The organism is Bdellovibrio sp. HCB274, from assembly GCF_047306075.1.
Lineage (GTDB): Bacteria > Bdellovibrionota > Bdellovibrionia > Bdellovibrionales > Bdellovibrionaceae > Bdellovibrio.
In genome coordinates this window covers 388,732-408,722 of sequence record NZ_CP178623.1, presented here as the reverse complement: position 1 = coordinate 408,722, position 19,991 = coordinate 388,732, and the positions used below count along the sequence as shown (strand labels likewise).

The following is a 19,991-nucleotide window of genomic DNA, read 5'->3' as shown; positions in this document are numbered from 1 at the left end:
AACCAGCCCGCCCAGACCTAAGTCAGATCATAATTTCACAGTGATTTAGAAGAAAATCTGTTCGGCTATTTGAATACCGTTCAGCGCTGCACCCTTGCGGATGTTATCAGACACAACCCACATCATCCAAAGCTTGGAATCTTCTGGATCACGGTGGATTCGGCCCACGTAAACGGGGTCTTTGCCTGAAACTTCCCGAGCCAGCGGATAAACGCTGCGCTTAGGATCATCCTGAACCACGATTCCGGGATGAGAAACCAGCGCCTCGGTAACAGCTTCGCGTGTGGTGTCTTTTTTCAAAGTCACCCAAACGGATTCGCTGTGGGCATTAAGTGCGGGGATGCGCACGGTAAAAGCTGACACCTTTAATTGTGGCAGCCCCAAAATCTTGCGCGTTTCTTTCATGATTTTGACTTCTTCACTGCAGAAGCCCTGATCGTTGAAAGAACCAATTTGCGGGATGCAATTGAACAAAATAGTGTGCGGGAAAGTTTTTGGTTCAATGTCTTGAGTGTGTTTGGAGGTTTGCTCCATCAACTCGTCATAACCACCTTGTCCGGCACCACTCACCGCTTGATAAGTGCTGACACGAACTTCTTCCAAACCAAACTTTTCAGCCAAGGGTTTCAAAGCCACAACAAGTTGAATTGTGGAGCAGTTCGGGTTGGCGATCACCTGGGGCTTGGAATCTTTGTTCACCAGATGACCATTCACTTCAGGAACGATCAATACAGTGTTTGGATCCATGCGGAAGGCTGCAGAGTTATCCACTGCAAAAGCCCCTGCCTGGACAGCTTTTGGAGCCCACTCTGCAGAGATATCATCACCGGAAGAAAAGAAAACCAGATCGAGGCCGTCAAAGCAGCCGTCTTTTAAAACTTGGCAAGACCACTGCTGACCTTGCAATTCGATTTTCTTTCCCAGGGAATTTTCTGAAGCAAAGGGGCGGAGTTCCGCAATCGGGAACTCGCGCTCTTCAAGAAGAGTCATAAATGTTTGGCCGACCATACCGGTCGCGCCGACGACACCGACTTTAAGTTTTCTTTTCATCTTTCTGGTCTTCTTCCTCTTCCTCGTAAACCAAGTCGCTTTCGTGAACTTGTACGGGAGCATAAACTGATGGCTTAATCTTGCGAATATTTTTACCCAGTTTGAAGACACCGAAAACTGCACCAAGGGCTGCGTAGCCCATGAACAGAACAAACAGCATTACTTCCGGACGAAGAGCAACAACTACCAAAACGCCGACACCCAAAATCAGGTAACGGAATGGCAGACGCTCTTTCAAATCCAAATCTTTAAAGCTGCGGAAACGGAAGTTTGAAACCATCACCAAAGCCAATAAGATTGTCATTACCAGCAAACCGTAATTGCCCATCGGTTCCAATTCCAAATCCTGGAACGCAAGAACAGAGGAAGCCACGATACCGGCAGCCATTGGAATTGGCAGACCTTGGAAATAGTTTTTCTCGACCACGTTTGCCTGAACGTTGAAGCGTGCCAAACGAAGTGCTCCGCAAGCCACGAACAAGAAACACGCAACCCAACCTAAACGGCCGAATGGTTGAAGTGCCCACAAGAACAACAAAACACCTGGTGCCATACCGAAGCTGACCAGGTCGCAAAGAGAATCGTACTCTGCACCGAATTTACTTGTTGAACGAGTCAAACGAGCCAAGCGGCCATCCAACTGGTCAAACACGGCGGCAACAACGATCGCGTATGCAGCCCAAAGGTAATTACCTTTAATGGATTGAATAACTGCGAAGAAGCCTGAGAACAGGTTTCCAGTCGTCATCAAGTTTGGAAGAATATAAATATACATGTGCAGGCGCTGCGCGCGAGCTTCTTCAGTATCTAGATTTGGATGATGTGCGATATGTTCATTTGCCATGTATCGGTTTTATCCGACATTGGCGAAAAATCCAAAGAAATAAAAGAGGATAGAAAGTCCAACGGCGCTCATCAATGGCAACGTCAGGTTATCATCTAACTTTCCAACCGGAATCAACTCTGCAAACGCCCCAACAAGGCCCGCAAGTAAGCTAATCACGATCACGCGATCCGTTAGATAATTGTGATATAACAAAAATGCCATCGTCAAACCCATGCAGACGAAGAAGGCGGCCATAAAACCCTGAATGGACTTGTGACCAAAGATTTTGTCCTTACCGTACAAGATCCCAAAGTAGCTGGCGATTGGATCTGCAAAAGCCAGGAACAACAACGTCAGAGCGACGATCGGGCGCGGGAAAATAACGTAAACAATCAGAACACCCGTAAGTAAAAAAGTAGTACCCGCCAGCTTTTTAACTTCACTTTGACGCATGATTGGTTTGAAAGCATGAACTGCGAAATCGTTCAGCACCGGATAACGGTGGCGCAAGAAATCAAAAGGAACGAACAAAATCCACGCAATAACCAGAAGAGATAAGGACAACTTTTCCGGCATATAAACATAGGCCAAAAACATGGCGAACACGGCAGACATATGCCAAATTTTTCGAGCATAGTGTATGTCCGAGCGCTTCTTAAGGTCTACCAAGTTCATGAATCCTTCTGTAATCATTCGTGCTCAACTTAAAGGCCAAAATGAGCAAGATCAATTTAAATGATACTACTCTAGCTGAGCGCATCAACTCAATGAATTAGCTCAGCTAATGATAATCAGCCAGCGCAATTTGTATGTATATTTTCAAGGTTTATGCAGCTTCGGAACTAGAGCTTCGTGTCGATTTGAGTATCAGCCCCAGGCCCCCACAGACGATCCAAAGTACACCGCATGCCAAAATAACTGTGCGAACAGATGTCAACTTGATCAACCAGGGCGAAGCCAAAGTGCAGATCAGTGTTCCAAGGGACTCTACAGCCATGCGCAAACGAAACACCTTGGTTAAATCTGATATCGCAAATTTTCTTTGCATCAGATCAATAAATGCCAGGTCATTCATCGGCCCTAAAAATCCGGTGTAAACCGATGCCACAGCAATCCAAAATACTGTGGGAGCAATTCCGATCCACACAACACCTGCTCCCCAAAGTACGTAACCCAAATACATCAGCCACAAAAGACGATGACCGGCGCGTTTGCGATTGCCGAAATACACGGCGCCCAAAAGATTTCCTACTCCATAAGTGGCCATCACAAGTCCGAACATGCGGGCATCACCGCCGGAGATTTCATGAATCAATAACGCGAATCCCACAATCACGGCAAGATTCCAGGCACCCGCGGTTAAGGCTCGCGATAAAAACACATATCTCATCCCGATATGTCCTTCGATCAATCTAAATCCACCCAGAATTGCTTCACCAAAGCCAACGCGGCCTTTGGGAGCAGTCAGATTTTCTGGCAAATACTTTTTCAACGACCAAATGGAAATGGCTGAAATCAAAAACGTAAATGCATCGATCGTAAAAAAATGAATCATCGGCACAACGGCTGCTAACAATCCAACCACTGCAGGTCCCACCATACGCGCACCGCGAATTGTGGTAGCCATTAATCCGTTGGTGGATTGCATCGTATCGAAATCTTTTGCGAGGATGGGAATCATTGCCTGAGTCGCCGGATCAAAGAACGCACTTAAGGACGCGAGAATTAATGCCATCACAATCAATAGCGACAAAGGCACCGTCGTAAAGAAAGAAACAAACACCGGAATCAGCACGATCACCATGCGCACCAGATCAACTCTGATCATGGTTTGATGAGGATTCCAGCGATCGGCCCATTTACCACCGACGAAACTTAGCAACATCAAAGCTGCGGTTTGTCCTGCGGTTAAGTAACCCGTATCAGCGCCCATTAAACTAACAGCAAACCAAGTCAGTCCGACTCTGTAGATTTCATCACCGATCGAAGAAAAGGCCTGCCCCAGCCAAAGGCGTTGCAGTTGCGGTTGTCTGAGGGCCTTGATCATAAAAACTTTCTATTGCGCCAGATAGTAAACGCCGTCTTCAGGAGCAACGCAGGCATCTTTAAACAGACGACTGTGATTCGGCACCAGATACACACGTCTCCACGAATATCCGTCCTGAGAGATTGCTTTGTTCGGTCGTGGATCGATAAAGACAATATCTCCAGGATTCAACTGACCGCAAGCTTTAGCTTTCGTTGAAGGCTGAATGCGAATATTGCGTTTATCTTTCGCGGTGAACTTCGCATAGCTTGCATCCACATCCTTAGGCAAGGCTCCGATCCACTTTGCAACCAGGGCATTCAATCGTTCCCCTTCAGAGGTTCCAAAGAACTGCGGTTTATCCAGCGGTGGCATCGGTGTGTAACCTTCAAGTCGCGCAATAGCGCCATACACTTTGCTGCGCTCTAAATCGCGAGGTGCAATCCAGCCATTTTTTACCAGGAAATCCAGATTGCTGAAACGATCCTTGGCGACGTCATCAGCCTGCATATTTCCATGACAGCCCAGGCAGTAGTTTTGAATTAGCTGAGTTTGAATAGCCTGATAACCCAGATTTAACTCTGGATTGTCTTTGATGGCAGAACGCCAAGCCAACATCTGTACCTGAGGATCAAATACTACGTTAGAGCGATCACAAGGTTCCTGATAGTTCGCTGAATTAGTTCTCGCAAGTCTGACGATGGTGCGATTTTCCCGGTCTTCAACAATCCAAAGAGATCCATCGCTGGCTTCAGTGAATGCCACCGGTGCACCTTTCGCGCGAACGCCTTTAACTTCATTCCATTTTGAAATCACTTCTATATAAGAAGCATGACGTTCCATTCCTCCGCGCGGTTGGAAAGGTTTCGCTATAGGACATGCTCCGGGCTGATTAAATTGATAGGAATTTTTTGTTGTCGCCGATTCGGTTACCGGCAAACCCTTTTCATCAACACTGTAAGCAACCAATCGCTGTCCCATGGGTTGATATCCATGCCATGTCACCAAAAGTTTTCCGCCAAACAGATCACTGAACATGCTGCCACGATAGTAATCCATATGCAGAGGCGCTACGTGCGGAGGCATCAGAACATAGGGGGCATGGTACTCGCCCATTCCGGTTCCATTCCTTAATGAACAATTCACGGGCTTGCGAAATTGTTTGTGAATAGGAAGTTTGGCATTTTCAGGAAACTCCCACTCTGGCGAAGTCGCGTGGAAGTTATAACAATAAGGCCAGCCATAGTGGCCGACTCTGCCTTTATCCAAATCAATTACGTTGATTTCTTCGTAGGGCTCTTCCAGTTCTGGGAAGTCTCTTCCGTTTTCACCTTGAACCAGAAATCCGGCGGTGGAAATAACCATGGCCATGGAATTTCTTAAGCCCACGGCGGAGTATTCAAAATTGGTCACACCATCCGGTGGCGGATTCTTTAACAATGCCGCAGGGACACGATAAATCGCACCGTTTCCTTCAGCCTGATCTTCCGAGCAGTACTTATACTCATTTGTTCCTTCGACAATGCAGTGATCACTTGGTGATCCGGAGTTGATGTAAAGGTCACCGTTTCTTGGATCAAACGCGAACTGCGACAAAGGATGCATGTAACCTTCTTTGCGCGCAAGGTTCGTAAATACGATGCGCCAGCTAACAAGTTTGCCGTTGATATACTGAAACTTTGAAATCTGATTCTTCTCGCCAATGTAAAAGAAACCATCAGGTCCCAACCGCAGTCCATGGGGATTATCCAAGCCTGCTTTTAACAAGGTGATTTGATAATTACCGGTCGCACCCGGTTTTAGCAAAAACAGGCGACCATTTTTTGGCCCCCAACCGCCCATATCCACTACCAGGAACTGATTGGTGTTTGCGAGTTGCAAAATTGTTCTGGGTTTTATGAAACCTTTATTGGTAGCAGGATCCAAGGCGCGATCGCGGGGCAAAACCATACCCAAGCAAGTGCCCGGCATAGTTTCCACCATCAAACGCGGAAATCCATCACAGGACCTGTCTGTGGGATCATAAAGATAACCGCTTTTATCCAAAATCATTTTTGTGGAAGCGGCAGAGCGCTTCGCCAAATCAGTTCCTGGGTTTTTCACAGAGGTGCACTGAATTAACGAAAATACGACGGCTAACAATATAACGCGCATAAAAGATCCTTAAATGGTGGTTCTTTTATTTTGCGAAAGAAAGACGAAAAAGGGAAATAAGATTTAAATCTTGGTAGAGCTGATACGAATGATTTCTTCAACCTGGCGGCCGGCTTTTTCATAGCGAATGGCAATTTCGTTTTGACCAGGCTTTAGTTGGATAAGATCCGTTTGGTATCTGTCAGAGCCGCGATCAAAAACCGAAGCTGTGTAGCCGTTGCTTTTATTGACGATCTGAATTTCACCGACAGCAACGCCCGCGTTGCAGTTTTTACCTTTGAACTGAACGTAACCCGCGTGCACTTCAAGATTACCAGTTTTGGTTTTGCAATTCAGGTCCACATCAGCAGACTCATGCAGCGAAGAACTGATCTCCTGAGGAGCGACGGTAGTTTCCGGAATGGAAGAAGGACGACGATTGTTTTCTTTGGCTATCACTGACGTAGTGGCCGCGACCGAAGTTTCCGGAGAGTTCACACGATCTTCTTCAGTCAAACTTGCAAATGTACGAGCGCCCAACAGCACTACCAGTACAAATGTAATTGCAATAAATTGAACTTCTGAAGCCGCACGTTTAAACATGCTTCTATGATCGGAGTTCCCGAGCAGGACTTTAGCCGTATCAATTTGAGAAATGACCCAAAATCCCCCTCGAAAGTCGTGCGCGAATTTGTGAATTGCAATGGATCGCGAATGGGGAAGCAAAGATGAAAAAAAGGGCTGAAATAATTTTGAAAATTTCGCTGAAAGTCCCGGAAAGCCGCGACTGGAGCTGATACAAAAGACCCTCCCGAGTTGGGAGAGTCTTCAAATTGAGACTATTTTTTATCGATACTGATCGCGAACTTTTTAACTCCGGCACCTTTTACGATATCCAGAAGTCCGACCACCTTGCCGTGTGGCACATCTTTATCAGCGGAAATGATCGCCTGAACTTCTGTGTTCTTGGTCACTTCCTCAATGGCTTTGGCTTTAACAGTCGCTTCATCAACGAAGGCACCGTTTAGGTTAATTCGCCCATCGGCTGTCAGAGAAATATTTAATTTGCTTGGCGCTGTCTGATCACCGCTGGCTGCTTTTGGCAGATTCACGTTGATCGAAGGTTTGATGAACATGGGCGCCGTGACCATGAAGATGATCAGGACCACCAGAATGATATCCACCAATGGGACAACGTTAATGTCCGCTATGGCTTCGTTGTTTTCCCCATTCTTCATTGCCATGGTTTAAACACCTTTTTTCTTAGCGTAAGCAAGGCAAAGTTCTTTAACGCTCTCTAAAGAGTTAAAGATGCCGCGAACTTGTTTGCTGTAGTAGTTGTATGCAATTACCGCTGGAATCGCCACGAACAAACCCGCCGCTGTTGCCACAAGGGCCATAGAGATACCTGCCATAACTGTTTGTTGACCCGCTTCAGGAGCAGTCGCTAAGTCATTGAAGGCTTTCATAATACCCAGAACTGTACCAAACAATCCGATGTAAGGAGCATTCGACCCCAAAGTTGCCAGGAAATTCAGATATCTTTCAAGGTCAGGACGCTCGGTAAGTGCGAAGGTATTGAAGATTTCTTCCAAACCTTTGCTGCCGCTTGCACGCAAATGCTTCATTGCTTGACCGGCAGCACGGCCCTCAAGGGAGTCCGGATCTTTCGCAAGATCTTCGATGTCTTCCACGCTGTTACTTTGAATTGCCAATTTGATCTTTGCACGAACGCGTTGCGACTCAGAGGAAACTTTTCTAAGCGCAAAGAATCTCTCCAAAATCATTCCGATACTAAGAATGCTCAGAATAAGCAACAACCACAACACAACCTGATCGGCTAAATGTGCAACACCAAAAATTTTCTCTGCAAGCATCGAGATGTCCTTTCAAAACTTTGACTAGCAAAAATTATTGATTCATTATCTCTAGATCAATGTCATACGGTCAAGATATGCAGAGAATCATTTTAGCTTTCACACTATGCGCATTAGGCATGGTCCAGCTTGGCTGCCAATCAAGTGACAAGAGTTCAATTCTTATCATCGCAGCTGACAATCTTGCAGTATCTGACATCACCTGCTCTAACGATGGTTACGCCGGAACTAAGTCTGGTTTTCAATTGCTTTGCAACGAGTCAGTGCGATTCACTCATGCCTTTACAACTTCCACACTAAGTACACCGGCGCTGAGCTCTGTTTTGACAGGTTTGCATCCCTACCAACATAAAGTGCGACATAATGGTGGCCCCGGATTGGCCGCCGAGATTGAACTCGCTTCCGAAGTTGCTGTTTACCAAGATTACCGAACAAGTTTTTTTACGGGTGGCGCACCGATCTTTCGACGCTCTGGACTAAATCAGGGATTTGAACTTTTTGATGACAGTATCGTACCAGGTTTTTCCAGTCTTTATCGTCCGTTTAAAAAGAACGCCGCAAACTTTATGCAGTGGCTTCGACACGATGTGGGCAACGGTCCTTATTTCAGCGTTCTTTACGCTCCGGATCTGCAATTCACTAATACAATTACAACAACAGAGTTGGGTGAAACCCGCAATCTCAGTTTTGAATCGCAAGTGGATGAATTTGATGAGAGTCTTTATGAACTGATCACACAAATCAAATCGGCCCGACGCTGGGAAAATACCACTGTGATTCTTGTGGGACTAAGTGGTCACAACAATGGCGAGCGTCGGGATCGTCGTGATTTTCCAACGCTGAACTTAAATTCAGAAAACACTCAAGTCGCATTGTTCATCAAGCCCGCACAAAAGAAAAAGAAAGGAGACGAGCCGATCTACTGGAAGGTGGATCAAAACGTGTCCTTGGCCGATGTCGGTAAAACATTGTTTGAATTATTAGGGGAAAGTGTTGTTGAAAGTGATGGCGGGGATTTTCCAATTCACTCTCTCACCGGAGTTTTAAAAAGTCCTGAAGCCAGTTGGCCAGAAGATCGTCCTATTCCGATTGAATCGGGATGGGCTTTATGGCGCAATGCCGGACCACTGCGCATGGCAATTATCTCTCATCATGTATTGTTCATAAATGATGATTCACCAAAGCTTTACAACACCTTGGTGGACCGCATGGAAGCCACTCCCCTGCCCTTGCTTCAACAAAGTCTTTTACCGACGACCACCAAGCTGCAGAATCTGATAAGAAAGAATCAGTTTCCGGCTTATACGCCCCTAAATAACGAGTGGTTGGCTAAGCTCTCAATCCCCTATGACCGTTGGACCCGTCTGGATCAGGAGCCATTGTTGTTACGAGACCTAAAACGCCTGGGCAACAATGCTGTTTATAAAAATCTGAACATTCTAAATTGGACTGCTCAATTGTCACTAAACCAGAAAGACTGGGATTCCCTGCGAAATCTGGGAATAAAAAACGGTGTCAGTGTTTGGCAGTATGTGGGCGAGAAAAATCTGAACATAAAAAATCCCAAAACCTCTGATCCCTGCATTGAACTACTTACGTCCAAAGAAGTTGACGCCACTCGCATGAAAAACTGCAATGATCCGTTGTTCCTGGATTTGGTGGATTGGTTACGGGCCGATGTGCGTGGTTTGGCAAAAGAAACTCAACGAAAGAAATTTGAACGTTCTTTTAAGAACTACATGCTGGATCAGGAAATTCAAAGAAATAATATCGCCTTGGGCTTGGTTTGGGATACATCCCGCGAAAATCTGTATGCCCCTTCGCGTGCTGAACTGGCATTGCATCTGCCCGAGAACGCGAAGATCCGCGCTCAGGTATATAAATCTCTTGAGACTATTGATAAAGAGGACAATTAGACTGCGATCATTCCCAGCCAGAATGGCAATTCCGGCTCTTCCTGAATCATTGCCTGAGTCAGCATATTCAAGTCAGTTTCATAGGACTGCAGCCCCCACAACGTCGTCGCCACGGAAGTCCCGGCAAATAAAACCAGCTTATCACCATCTGAAACGTGAGTATGACCTGTTTGAATATTGCAGGTCGGATCCATTCCCAATAGCTGGGCTGGCAACGGAGGTAACTCCGCTTGATCGCGCAACTCGGAAGCCAAATCAGTCGCGATACTTAAGGGTTGCAAGCGCTGATTCTGTCTTTGCACGAAAATACTGGGTGCACCCACCTGCGCCCACGCCACTTGTGAGCCGCGCTTGAATAAAGCCAGCACCTCGACTCCGGAGGCATATTCTTTACGGTTTTCACCGCGATAAAGAGCGTCGTTTGCGATCATCAAGGCCGTACGAACATAGTTCGCTTCGTCACTGATGCAGGTTAAAAATTCAAATGGAGAAGTGACTTCGACATCGGCCTTAGCGGCACTGACGTATTTAACCACCTCATTTAAAGCGCGCTCCCCGTGTTCTGACTGACCCCAGGTAGTTACCACAACGATGAGCGAGCCATCCTCTTCGACGTGAATCAAAGGTTTGGGACGCATGATTTTTCCGCTATAGGACCGCTCTTGCAGCTTCATCTTAAAGAGCTCCGTATTTTTTCAATTTAATGTGCGCTTTTCGGTAGTACTCACCGTCTGGAATATCAAGTTCCAGAATCTTTTTCCATTTATCCTTGGCGCCGGCTTTGGATTCACCGCCGTCGACGTTACCAAAGCTTTCTTCCAGGATGCCTTCTTGATAAAGAGTCATCATCTGCTTACGCAGCTCTGTAACCCGTCTTTCAATTTTCTCTGGCAACTCTGGATTTTCAGGATCAATTCCTTTGGCTTTTCTAAGAGCCAGGATGGAACCTTTCAGGTTTCCTGCCTGATAAAGCTTTTCCGACTCGCTTTGCAGAGCCGCAGTTTTTGAATTCATCTGACTGCGAATGGAAGCAATACTGCGTGAAGCCTGGGCTTTGTAGCTGTTCGGATCCGGCAGCTTGGAAGCCAGAACTTTTTCATAAGCCTCGATAATATCCAAAGGCTTTTGCGAACTCTTATGCAAAGACTGCGCTTTATCATAGATCGCTTTAAGACGTGCGACCTGCGCCTGGTATTCTGCACGCTGAGCTTTTTGAGCTTCACGATTCGTGGTAATGACTTCGACCTGAGCTTTTAAATCCAGAATCTTTGGATGATCCGGATTAAACTGCATCACGCTGGATAAACACTCATCCATCTCATCCATGGTACTGTTTGGATTGATTTTCTTCTGACAGACGGCTACCTGATTCTGAATCTTTTGTTCAGCTTCTGCTTTGGCTCTTTCACGCTCTTCTTCACGAGCGTTTAATTCTTTAATATAAATAGCCTCTTTAGCCAGACGCTGAATTTCTTTGGTGTCTTCGTAATCAGGAACCATTTCGTGAATTTTCACGATTTCATCCTGGGCCAACTGATACTTACCCTGCATATAAAGATTTTTAGCGTCTTTATATCTTTGGCGAACCAAGGCCTGCTGCTCGGGTTTTAATTTGTTGAATACTTCCTGCGGAGAACCCGGTGCTGCCACCGTGCCACCTGATTTTGGTGAATCGGTTTTCTTTTCGCCACCACTGAATAAGTAAGCCGCCAACAGCACGGCAACGGCGCCACCGATGATTTTTGGACGATGCTTTTGGAAATCAAACTTGCCTTTTCCTTCTGGCGGTGGAGGAGCCACCGGCCCCGGCATCTGACCATACTGAGGTTGATACTGCATCGGCACGCCACCCTGCTGTTGGTAGGGAGCAATTCCGTAAGCCTGATCATACTCTGAAGGAACTGAATTATTTGACATCTGCACCAATGGATTTGGCGGAGCGACCTTCACCATTTCCAGGCGACTTTGGAAGTGTGCATCGTGCAATTCAAAGAATAAGTAATTATCCAAAACCGTGATCGCATCACCGCTGCGGATTGATGTCAGATCGGTGGAAGAAATAGGATTTCCGTTAAGAAGCGTCCCATTCACACTGCCCAGATCAATAATGTGGTACTGATTACCATTACGACGAAGTTCAAACTGACGACGGCTGACTCTTTGGTCGCGGATTTGAATATTGCAGGAAGCATCACGCCCCGCAATCCAGGAATCCCCCTCATCCAGACGAATCAATTCTTTGGCATCACCGGCTGCATCCACAATTTTAATAAACGCAGCTGTCGGAGCAGCACCCACGATGGTTTTCTCTGCGCCCATTTCGCCCTGAACTGCCGGTAAGTAACTAGCCTCTGAGGACATAGATGGAGTTGCAGCAACATCAACCACTGCCGGCTGCGCTGACGCAGACGACATCAGGAAATCAAATTCATAAGGAGGAATAGTAAAAGAAAAGCCATGATCCAGGGAAACCTGCTGAACAGGTTCACCGTTCACCATCACTTCGCCATAGCGGGAAACGACCTGCAAAGTCCACTGACCGTTTTCAGAGGAAATTTTAAAATGTTCCCGGGAAATGCCTTTTTCCGGCTGCAATACGATATCGCAGTCCTCTTTACGGCCCGCCACATAGGAGCGACCCTCTTCTAAAGGCATATTATAAACTGTCTTTCCGCGAAGACGGACTATCAGATGTGCCATATTAGAGTCGTCCTCCTTCCAGATTCAAAGTACATTCCTCATAGAACTGCTTAGCCTCTTTATAACTTGGATCATCCCGACGATTTTGCAGCATCGTAATCACATTAGAGTAATTCGACTGACACATGCGCCAGTTCTTTTTCTCTCTGTATCGCGCGCCTTGAATCAGGTTGAACTTAACCAACTCATCAAACTTAATTTTGGAAAGATGATAATAGCGTTTTGCCAGTTCATTTTCCGGATCCAAATTCAACACCACCTGGAAAGACTCGCGCGCACGCGCATACTGTCCCTGCTGGAAATCACGGAAGCCACGAATGAAGTTTTCCTGGGCCCGCTTGTATTGAACGGAATCATACTTTTCTTTTTTGATATTACGCAGCTCTTCCGTGCGTTTTTCCGCATCGGCCACGTCCTGAATACTGATCGCGGATGTTCTGAAAGCATTTGGATCTTTCGCTGCACCTTTTTTAGATGGCGATAACAAGAACCATGCAACCAAACCAAGCACAGCAATAATCGCATAGAAGCGAACTCGTGGATTTGACAGCAATCCACCACCTGCATTTCCTGCAGCCGGGCGAGCCTGACGATACTGATTCGCCGCCGGTTGAGGTTGCCCCATCGGCATTTGTGGGCGCACCTGACCTGGAACACCAGCTTGCGGCTGCATCGGTGGCATCTGCGGAATGCCTTGCGCCGGCATTTGCGGCCTTCCCGCTGCTGGCACATTAGGAATTCCCTGATTCACGGCTGGCTTTAACACAGGAACCGCTGGTGGTTCCTGCTCTATCGCGACCACTTCAGGCGTAAAGCGAATCTCTGAATCACCCACTTGAATCACCGAACCCTTATTCAGGATTTCGGATTGAATGCTTTCGCCATTCAACATTACGAAGTTCTTTTGACTCAAGTTGACGATCAGGAATTCATTTCCACGCTGACGAATCTCTGCATGCAGACGACTGATACGCGGGTCATTCGCAAGCACGATATCATTTTCAGGGCCACGGCCGATTTTCGCCGTGCCACCTGTAAATGACAATCGCAGTCCCACGTGAGGACCTTTAATCACTTCAATATCAAACTTCAATGCATCTTTCACTTTAGGAGCTGCTCCCATCAGGACCCTCCCTCAGCCGGTGAGATAGTGATTACAAAGTAATCCACTTCCTGAGGCTGTGAAGACATCGCCTGACAACTCAACACGCAAGGATGCCCGTTGAACTCCAATTGATCTGTTTGAATAGTTCTTGGATTCTCGCGCGTTCTTGCCATCAAATCCGTCAGATTCTGCTGCAAAGCCACGTCTGGAATCGCCTGATACTGTTGACCCACTAAAGCATTCACTTCCGTGCGCGCAATCTGGCTAAAGGAAGGACTTCCCGCCATAATGCGACCGTCTTTGGAAATTGCAATCGCCGGAAAGCCAATCAGCTGAACCAGGTTTTCTGCTTCGCCATCCTTATTCACAAAGCCACCAATACCACCGGCCTGGGCGTCGCCCTCGCCGTGAATATAACGTGTCAGCAAACTGTTGATATTGCCAATCAATGCCTGCAGCGGTGGGAAGATGAAGTCCACACTGGTGTTATCATTCTTTTCTCTCATTGCGGTATCCAGCTGCTGATTCAGGACCACCAACGGGTACTCCACCAACTTGTACATAAAGAAGAACAGGATCAGACCCACCAATGTTGCGATCACCAGAGTTTGCATGAACAAACTGATCGCGCGACCATCATCAAATGCCAAGCTGCCAATATCATAAAGCACGATGGCGTGAGCTTTTACTGATTGCTCTCCAGTGCTTGGGTCAAAGAGACCGATCGGGAAGCTTGCACCGATTGTGGTCGAGTCCACCTCTACCGATTCCGGGCGCATTTCACGACGGGCCTGATGCACGAATGGCAAATCCGGTGTTGTTCCCGCACGGGATGCCGGAGCCAGAATCATACCGTCAGACTGCTGAACTATAAGAACCTGTTTTACACCATCTTCGGCCTCGGCCTGATTGGTAGTTAACGAAGAAAAACTATTTTGCAAAAGTGCCGCCTGATTGATCGTTGCCAAAGTTCTGGCAATCGAAGCGGCCCTTCTTTTACTTTCAGTGATGATGCTGGCTCTGGTGATTTGCACCATCGGAATCATCGCAAGCAATGTCGTGACAAAAATAAAGATCACGACGAAGCCCAAAAGCACCATGCGGAATTCAAGGAACGTAGGAATTTTATAAACACCCGGCAAAGCCACGCGATCCAAGTATTCCTGGAATCTATCCCAAAGAGCTTTCAAACCACCGGCATTATATGCTGGAGCAGCTTCCGGTGGCGCACCACTTACGCCATTACCCATCATCGGTTGAGGCATACCCATAGGTTGTGGCATTCCGGCCGGCATACCTGCTGGCATGTTTTGCGGAATTCCATATCCTGGATGGGCCATGGCCGGTGCTGGAGTTGGAACTCTTTTTTCCGGAGCGGGAATGATATCCACCAGAACATCGTGAATGCCAAGCTTATCACCCAGACGCATAAGTCCCGTCTGCATGCGCACACCGTTTAAGTAAGTTCCATTGCTGGATTTCAAATCCGTGACGACGATCTTATCGCTGTAAACGACGATCTCGCTGTGTTCTTTAGAAACACCAGGGCTGGTGATTTTGATATCACATTGTGGAGCCCGACCGACAAGATTTCGGCCCATCTTAAGCTCTAAAATGCCTCCGGCTTGTGGGCCGGACAAAATTCTAAGCGCCCACATTGAGTTGATCTCCCACGTTGATATTCAACCTGCTGCTAACCCCTGAAGCCATCTCAACCACAGAACTTGCGCCCCACACAGGAAGCACCAAGCGCCATGGTTTTACATTTCTATATACAGCTTTAACCTTCAGGTTCTTATCCACAAACACACAATCAATTGCGAATTTCATGAAGAACGTATGGATGCTGTTGCATCTTAAAATCCACAAAGCATGATCTTCCGCCAACGAGCTGCGACCCAATAAACCCACGCCCCGAGTCTGGATAGAGTCTGCGACTTCCAGATTCGGAATCAAAGTGGCTTTAGTTGTGACGTTCTCAAGCTTCTTCATCATTATTTGGGCCCATACATAAATGAAATCGCAACCGGTCCAAAAACCATAATGAACACGGCTGGTAAAATAAATAACATCAAAGGAATCAGAATTGCCTGAGACGCTTTCGCACCGGCTTTTTCAGCACGTACGAAACGCTCCATACGCATTTGCTCTGACTGATCCTTCAGAACCTGCGAAATACTGGCACCCGTTGCTTCTGCATCGACCAGGACTGCGACGAAACTTGTGATCTCGCCCATATCCAGACGTTCACTCATGTCCTTTAACGCCTGGGTTTTCGAAGCACCGATTTTAATATCTTTAAGCACAATAGAAAATTCTTCGGCCAGTACACTCTTGGTACCTTGGGCTTTATCCACGATCTTTTGAATCGCCGAGAAAAAGTCCAGACCCGCTTCCACTGACAGCGCCAGAAGATCGATGAAGAATGGCAGATCGCCGCGCACTGAAAGCTCCCGCTTTTTCTTTTCACCCGAAGCATGAACCTGCGGAAGATAGAAGCCCACTAGCCCCACACCCACACACATGAACCACGAAAGTCCCAACTGCAACGAGAAGTTCATGATCAACAGGAAGATCGGGAACATCACGCCCCACAGAAGCTGCAAGCCGATGAACTCATCTTCGTTCAACTCCTGGGATAATCCTGAAGTCTTGATGTACTTGCGCACGCGACGGCGATAGTTTTCGCTGCGAATTCTTAAAGCGTGCTGCAAAGTGAACTGATGCACCAGCGGACGGGAAAAATTAATAATAGGATTTTTCGATTTAGCCGGCTCATCGTTATTCGCCCAAGACAATTGCTGCTTATCTGCGTTGCTGGCAAAGATGGAATTTACGAATAGGAAGACCGCTACTCCCGCTAGGAGCAGACCCAAAATCAGCATTAATTCTGCGCTTCCCATTTTGGCCTCTTCGTGTTCTAGTCAGACTCATGAAAACATTGATCCTGGCTTCAGAGTCTCCACGCCGTAAACAACTGCTTCAAGAAGCAGGGTTTTCATTCGACGTAGCATCAGTAAAAGTATCGGAAATTCCTGACAAAAACCTGAATGCCGCAGAACAGATTTTGGACATTGCCAGACGTAAGGCGAGAGCCGCTTTCACACACCTAAAGTCCAGTAAAGAACAGGAGTTTACTCTTATTTCCGCTGACACTGAGGTGATAGTTGACGGTGAACTGCAAGGAAAGCCAGCTGACAAGGATGCAGCCTTCAGAATGTTACGACGATTGTCGGGAAAATCCCATGATGTGCAAACCGGAGTCTGCATCATCGACTCTGCGACGGGTAAAGAACTGTCTCAAATTGAAACTACAAAAGTTTTCTTCAGGAATTTGACGGATCAGGAAATTTGGACCTACATCGAGACCGGCGAACCTATGGACAAAGCCGGAGCTTACGGCATCCAGGGACTGGGCGGGAAATTCGTCGAAAAAATCGAAGGCCCCTTTGATAATGTTGTGGGTTTACCTGTGCAATTGGTGAAAAACCTGCTCGCACAAATTTAATTTCACTCTCTCAGGCTGGAGCTTTGCGCGGCTTCAGTGATCTTAAATCGATCACGTAATCCTGAATCCACTCGTCAGATTGAATCTTGTATCCACGAACAAGTGCGACTACCCGACTCCACGGACGAAAACTCCAAAACTTATCTTTTAGCGACCGGGTTTTTGCCGCTCCGGTCACCACCATGGAAATCATTCCACTGACTGCTCTGATAAAACCATTAAATGCTTCGCGATTTTTTACTTTGATTAAAAGCTGTAACTGATCCCCGCCGTTGACGTGTTCACGCAATTCAATCCGGTACTTTCGTGCCTGTGACACCAAAATTTCCGTAATCCGTTTCCAATTTTTTGAATTTCGAAAAGACCGATCCCCACTTGCCTGAGAAGAACAAAGCACCACGTGCATCGCATGTTTGGTGCTGATCGGCCGGGCTGTTTTTGCATTGCTGTTCTTTAAAAGCGCGCCCCCGAACTGCTTCCTAAGATGCAGCCGAGGGTCGTGAGAATTGTATGTCGCCATTCGGGAGGAGCTATACATGAACCATGTTATAGGAGTACCCCCAACCCCCGTCAACAAAAAAGTAGCGATGGTATTTAGAATGCGGATTTCAGCGAAATAATTCAAGCGCATCGCGCCATTGTTGGAAGTTTCAGGGAATCGTTGTTAGGGTTTCGTCATGAGCTTTCAAGATATCCGTGCCGAAATCGGTGCCGACAAAATTCTGGCCGTCTCCAAACTTCAGCCCGCGGCGAAGATTCGCGATCTTTATCAGCAGGGGCAAAGACGCTTTGGGGAAAACTACGTTCAGGAGGCTCTTGAAAAACAGGAACTCCTACAGGATCTTTCTGATATTGAATGGCACCTGATTGGCCACCTTCAAAAAAACAAAGCAAAACACGTTGTCGGCAAGTTTCATCTGATTCACTCCGTGGACTCACTGGAGCTGGCTCAAACTTTAAGCCGACAGTGTGAAAACAAAGGGGTCCGCCAAAGAATTCTAATTCAGGTGAACCTGGCCAACGAAGAAAGCAAAAGCGGTTTTGATAAACAAACTGTGCTTGCGAGCTGGGATGAGCTCTGCCGGCTACCTCATTTATCCATTGAGGGATTGATGACCATGCCTCCGTTAACTGAATCCGGCGATGAAGTCCGCCCCTATTTCCAGGAACTGCGGGAGTTGCGGGAAAAGCTTGCCAGCTCAACGGAACTGACTCGCCACCCCCTTAAAACCCTCTCAATGGGCACCAGCAATGACTTCCGGGTGGCAATTCAGGAAGGCGCAACTCTGGTTCGCTTGGGCACAGTTCTTTTTGGCGCAAGAAATTAACCGAATTTCTGCCCTTCGGAGTCTGACATAGTGGATGAATTCATTTGGCGAATTCCTTTGCTAAAGGTAGGATGATTCTATGAACCCACTGCTCAAAACTCAAAAAATCGGATTTCTGGGTGCAGGGAATATGGCGCAAGCCATGATCAAAGGCCTTATCGAAGGCGGAATTCCTGCTAAAAATATATTTGCCTCTAACAGATCAGAAGGAAAACTGGTCAAACTGGTTGAACAGTTTAAAATCAATTCCATTTCCAACAACGAAGAACTCATCGACACTTGTGACATCATTATTCTTGCGGTGAAACCGCAGGATTTACTGGTGGCGCTGGAACCTGTGGGCCGCGCTTTTGATGAACACAAGATCGTGATCAGCGTCGCCGCCGGCATCCGCATGGAAAAACTGGAACGCTTCTTAAACGGAGCCCGCATGGCCCGCGTAATGCCAAACACTCCTTCAGTGATTGGTCGCGGAGTTATTGGCTACCTTCTAAATGACGACGACGACAATGCACTCGACAGCACAGTGGAAGATTTATTCACTCCACTGGGCCGAGTAATCAAAGTGACTGACGAAGATCAGTTCGAAGCACTGATGATTTCTTGCTCCAGCGGCACCGGCTTTGTCTTTGAAATGATGATGTACTGGCAGGATTGGATTGAGGAACACGGCTTTTCGCTTGAGGAAGCCCGAGTCATGACAATTGAAACATTTGTTGGGGCCTCTTTATTGGCGGCTCAAGCACGCGAAAATGTTGAAGACTTGCAGGCCCGTGTAACCTCTAAAAAAGGTGTTACGGCAGCTGGACTTCAGTCCATGCGTGAGCTGGAAATCGAACGTGCGCTTCGCATCAGCTTTGAAAAAGCTGCGATGAGAAACAAAGAAATGGCCCGGGAGATCAAATAACCTTGCCGGGTCCCCTAATGGACTTCTATTCTTAAATTCATAGCGTTCAAGGAGGAACAAAATGAAAATCACACCCATTGATATAGCTCATAAATCATTTGGCAAAAAAATGATGGGTCTCGACACTGACGAGGTTATGGATTTCCTCCAACAGGTCGCTGCTCAAATGGAAGCATTGATCCAGGACAGAAATTCCCTAAAAGAAGCTCTTCGCGAAAAAGAACTTTCTTTGATGGAATATAAAGAGCGTGATCAGGTTCTGAAAGACACGATTGCAACAGCCACTCAAATGGCAGATCGTTTGCGTCAGGATGCTGAGCGCGAAGCTAAACTTATTACTGCTGATGCCAATCAAAAAGCGGAAATCATCACTCGTGACTCCCGTGATTCATTGAAAAAAATGTATCAGGAAGTAAACGAGCTAAAACGTGCACGCATGCAGTTTGAAGCGAATCTGAAGGCTTTGGCCCAGGCGCATTTGTCTTTGCTTGAGCAAGGCGAAAAGTACATGCCGCAAATGCACATGCAAAATCAAAACTTTGTGAACAACACAAACGGTGGCACGAACGGTAACAACCGTTCTACAAACGTTTCCCCACTTTCTGCGGAATAACT

Annotated in this window: 20 protein-coding genes; 5 read left to right on the top strand and 15 right to left on the bottom strand. The window is 47.0% G+C overall.

Going from position 1 to position 19,991, the window contains the following annotated elements:
• Positions 1–45 precede the first annotated feature (45 nt).
• The 8 genes from ACLWNV_RS02050 to ACLWNV_RS02015 all read right to left on the bottom strand — a co-directional run bounded on the left by ACLWNV_RS02050 (position 46) and on the right by ACLWNV_RS02015 (position 7,912).
• The gene (locus ACLWNV_RS02050; RefSeq protein ID WP_413586240.1) at positions 46–1,050 is read right to left on the bottom strand and encodes an aspartate-semialdehyde dehydrogenase; all 1,005 of its coding nucleotides are present in this window, start codon (positions 1,048–1,050) and stop codon (positions 46–48) included.
• Positions 1,034–1,894: a CDP-diacylglycerol--serine O-phosphatidyltransferase gene (gene pssA / locus ACLWNV_RS02045; protein WP_413586239.1), complete on the bottom strand. Its 861-nt coding sequence runs from the start codon at positions 1,892–1,894 to the stop codon at positions 1,034–1,036. The genes ACLWNV_RS02050 and pssA overlap by 17 nt, the downstream gene beginning before the upstream one ends.
• Positions 1,895–1,903: 9 nt before the next feature.
• A complete protein-coding gene (locus tag ACLWNV_RS02040; protein ID WP_413586238.1) occupies positions 1,904–2,551 on the bottom strand; it encodes a diacylglycerol/polyprenol kinase family protein in 648 nt (215 codons plus the stop codon).
• 151 nt (positions 2,552–2,702) lie between these two features.
• Entirely contained in the window at positions 2,703–3,923 is a 1,221-nt protein-coding gene (locus tag ACLWNV_RS02035; protein ID WP_413586237.1) for an MFS transporter, read from the bottom strand.
• 9 nt (positions 3,924–3,932) lie between these two features.
• The gene (locus tag ACLWNV_RS02030) at positions 3,933–6,056 is read right to left on the bottom strand and encodes a PQQ-dependent sugar dehydrogenase (RefSeq protein WP_413586236.1); all 2,124 of its coding nucleotides are present in this window, start codon (positions 6,054–6,056) and stop codon (positions 3,933–3,935) included.
• Between the two features lie 63 nt (positions 6,057–6,119).
• Complete coding sequence (locus ACLWNV_RS02025; RefSeq protein ID WP_413586235.1) at positions 6,120–6,638, bottom strand: hypothetical protein; 519 nt, start codon at positions 6,636–6,638, stop codon at positions 6,120–6,122.
• Between the two features lie 236 nt (positions 6,639–6,874).
• Entirely contained in the window at positions 6,875–7,279 is a 405-nt protein-coding gene (locus ACLWNV_RS02020) for an ExbD/TolR family protein (RefSeq protein WP_413576837.1), read from the bottom strand.
• A gap of 3 nt (positions 7,280–7,282) precedes the next feature.
• Positions 7,283–7,912: a MotA/TolQ/ExbB proton channel family protein gene (locus tag ACLWNV_RS02015; protein WP_413586234.1), complete on the bottom strand. Its 630-nt coding sequence runs from the start codon at positions 7,910–7,912 to the stop codon at positions 7,283–7,285.
• 59 nt (positions 7,913–7,971) lie between these two features.
• On the opposite strand from ACLWNV_RS02015, the gene ACLWNV_RS02010 reads away from it, so the two are divergent.
• Complete coding sequence (locus ACLWNV_RS02010) at positions 7,972–9,828, top strand: hypothetical protein (protein WP_413586233.1); 1,857 nt, start codon at positions 7,972–7,974, stop codon at positions 9,826–9,828.
• Here ACLWNV_RS02010 and ACLWNV_RS02005 read toward each other — a convergent pair.
• The 6 genes from ACLWNV_RS02005 to ACLWNV_RS01980 are packed head-to-tail and all read right to left on the bottom strand — an operon-like array spanning position 9,825 to position 16,536.
• Positions 9,825–10,502: a hypothetical protein gene (locus ACLWNV_RS02005; RefSeq protein WP_413586232.1), complete on the bottom strand. Its 678-nt coding sequence runs from the start codon at positions 10,500–10,502 to the stop codon at positions 9,825–9,827. The genes ACLWNV_RS02010 and ACLWNV_RS02005 overlap by 4 nt on opposite strands.
• A 1-nt stretch (position 10,503) precedes the next feature.
• Positions 10,504–12,528 carry an FHA domain-containing protein gene (locus tag ACLWNV_RS02000; protein WP_413586231.1) on the bottom strand — a complete coding sequence of 675 codons (2,025 nt, stop codon included), beginning with the start codon at positions 12,526–12,528 and terminating at the stop codon, positions 10,504–10,506.
• A gap of 1 nt (position 12,529) precedes the next feature.
• On the bottom strand, positions 12,530–13,651 hold the full coding sequence (locus tag ACLWNV_RS01995; RefSeq protein ID WP_413586230.1) for an FHA domain-containing protein: 1,122 nt from the start codon (positions 13,649–13,651) through the stop codon (positions 12,530–12,532).
• A complete protein-coding gene (locus ACLWNV_RS01990; RefSeq protein WP_413586229.1) occupies positions 13,651–15,291 on the bottom strand; it encodes an FHA domain-containing protein in 1,641 nt (546 codons plus the stop codon). The genes ACLWNV_RS01995 and ACLWNV_RS01990 overlap by 1 nt, the downstream gene beginning before the upstream one ends.
• Positions 15,278–15,628 carry a DUF192 domain-containing protein gene (locus tag ACLWNV_RS01985; RefSeq protein WP_413586228.1) on the bottom strand — a complete coding sequence of 117 codons (351 nt, stop codon included), beginning with the start codon at positions 15,626–15,628 and terminating at the stop codon, positions 15,278–15,280. The genes ACLWNV_RS01990 and ACLWNV_RS01985 overlap by 14 nt, the downstream gene beginning before the upstream one ends.
• Positions 15,628–16,536, bottom strand: coding sequence for a type II secretion system F family protein (locus tag ACLWNV_RS01980; RefSeq protein WP_413586227.1), 909 nt, complete (start codon positions 16,534–16,536; stop codon positions 15,628–15,630). Before ACLWNV_RS01980 ends, ACLWNV_RS01985 begins: the two co-directional genes overlap by 1 nt.
• Positions 16,537–16,565: 29 nt before the next feature.
• On the opposite strand from ACLWNV_RS01980, the gene ACLWNV_RS01975 reads away from it, so the two are divergent.
• Positions 16,566–17,141, top strand: coding sequence for a Maf family protein (locus ACLWNV_RS01975; protein WP_413586226.1), 576 nt, complete (start codon positions 16,566–16,568; stop codon positions 17,139–17,141).
• Positions 17,142–17,151: 10 nt separating this feature from the next.
• Here ACLWNV_RS01975 and ACLWNV_RS01970 read toward each other — a convergent pair whose 3' ends face one another.
• On the bottom strand, positions 17,152–17,460 hold the full coding sequence (locus ACLWNV_RS01970; RefSeq protein WP_413586225.1) for a hypothetical protein: 309 nt from the start codon (positions 17,458–17,460) through the stop codon (positions 17,152–17,154).
• 358 nt (positions 17,461–17,818) lie between these two features.
• Here ACLWNV_RS01970 and ACLWNV_RS01965 point away from each other — a divergent pair, with 358 nt between their 5' ends.
• From ACLWNV_RS01965 to ACLWNV_RS01955, 3 genes are all read left to right on the top strand, one after another.
• Positions 17,819–18,469 (top strand): YggS family pyridoxal phosphate-dependent enzyme, encoded by a 651-nt coding sequence (locus ACLWNV_RS01965; protein WP_413586224.1) that lies wholly within the window; start codon positions 17,819–17,821, stop codon positions 18,467–18,469.
• A 79-nt stretch (positions 18,470–18,548) separates the two neighbouring features.
• Positions 18,549–19,376 carry a pyrroline-5-carboxylate reductase family protein gene (locus ACLWNV_RS01960; RefSeq protein ID WP_413586223.1) on the top strand — a complete coding sequence of 276 codons (828 nt, stop codon included), beginning with the start codon at positions 18,549–18,551 and terminating at the stop codon, positions 19,374–19,376.
• Positions 19,377–19,437: 61 nt separating this feature from the next.
• Positions 19,438–19,989 carry a DivIVA domain-containing protein gene (locus ACLWNV_RS01955; protein ID WP_413586222.1) on the top strand — a complete coding sequence of 184 codons (552 nt, stop codon included), beginning with the start codon at positions 19,438–19,440 and terminating at the stop codon, positions 19,987–19,989.
• The last annotated feature ends 2 nt before the right edge of the window (positions 19,990–19,991 follow it).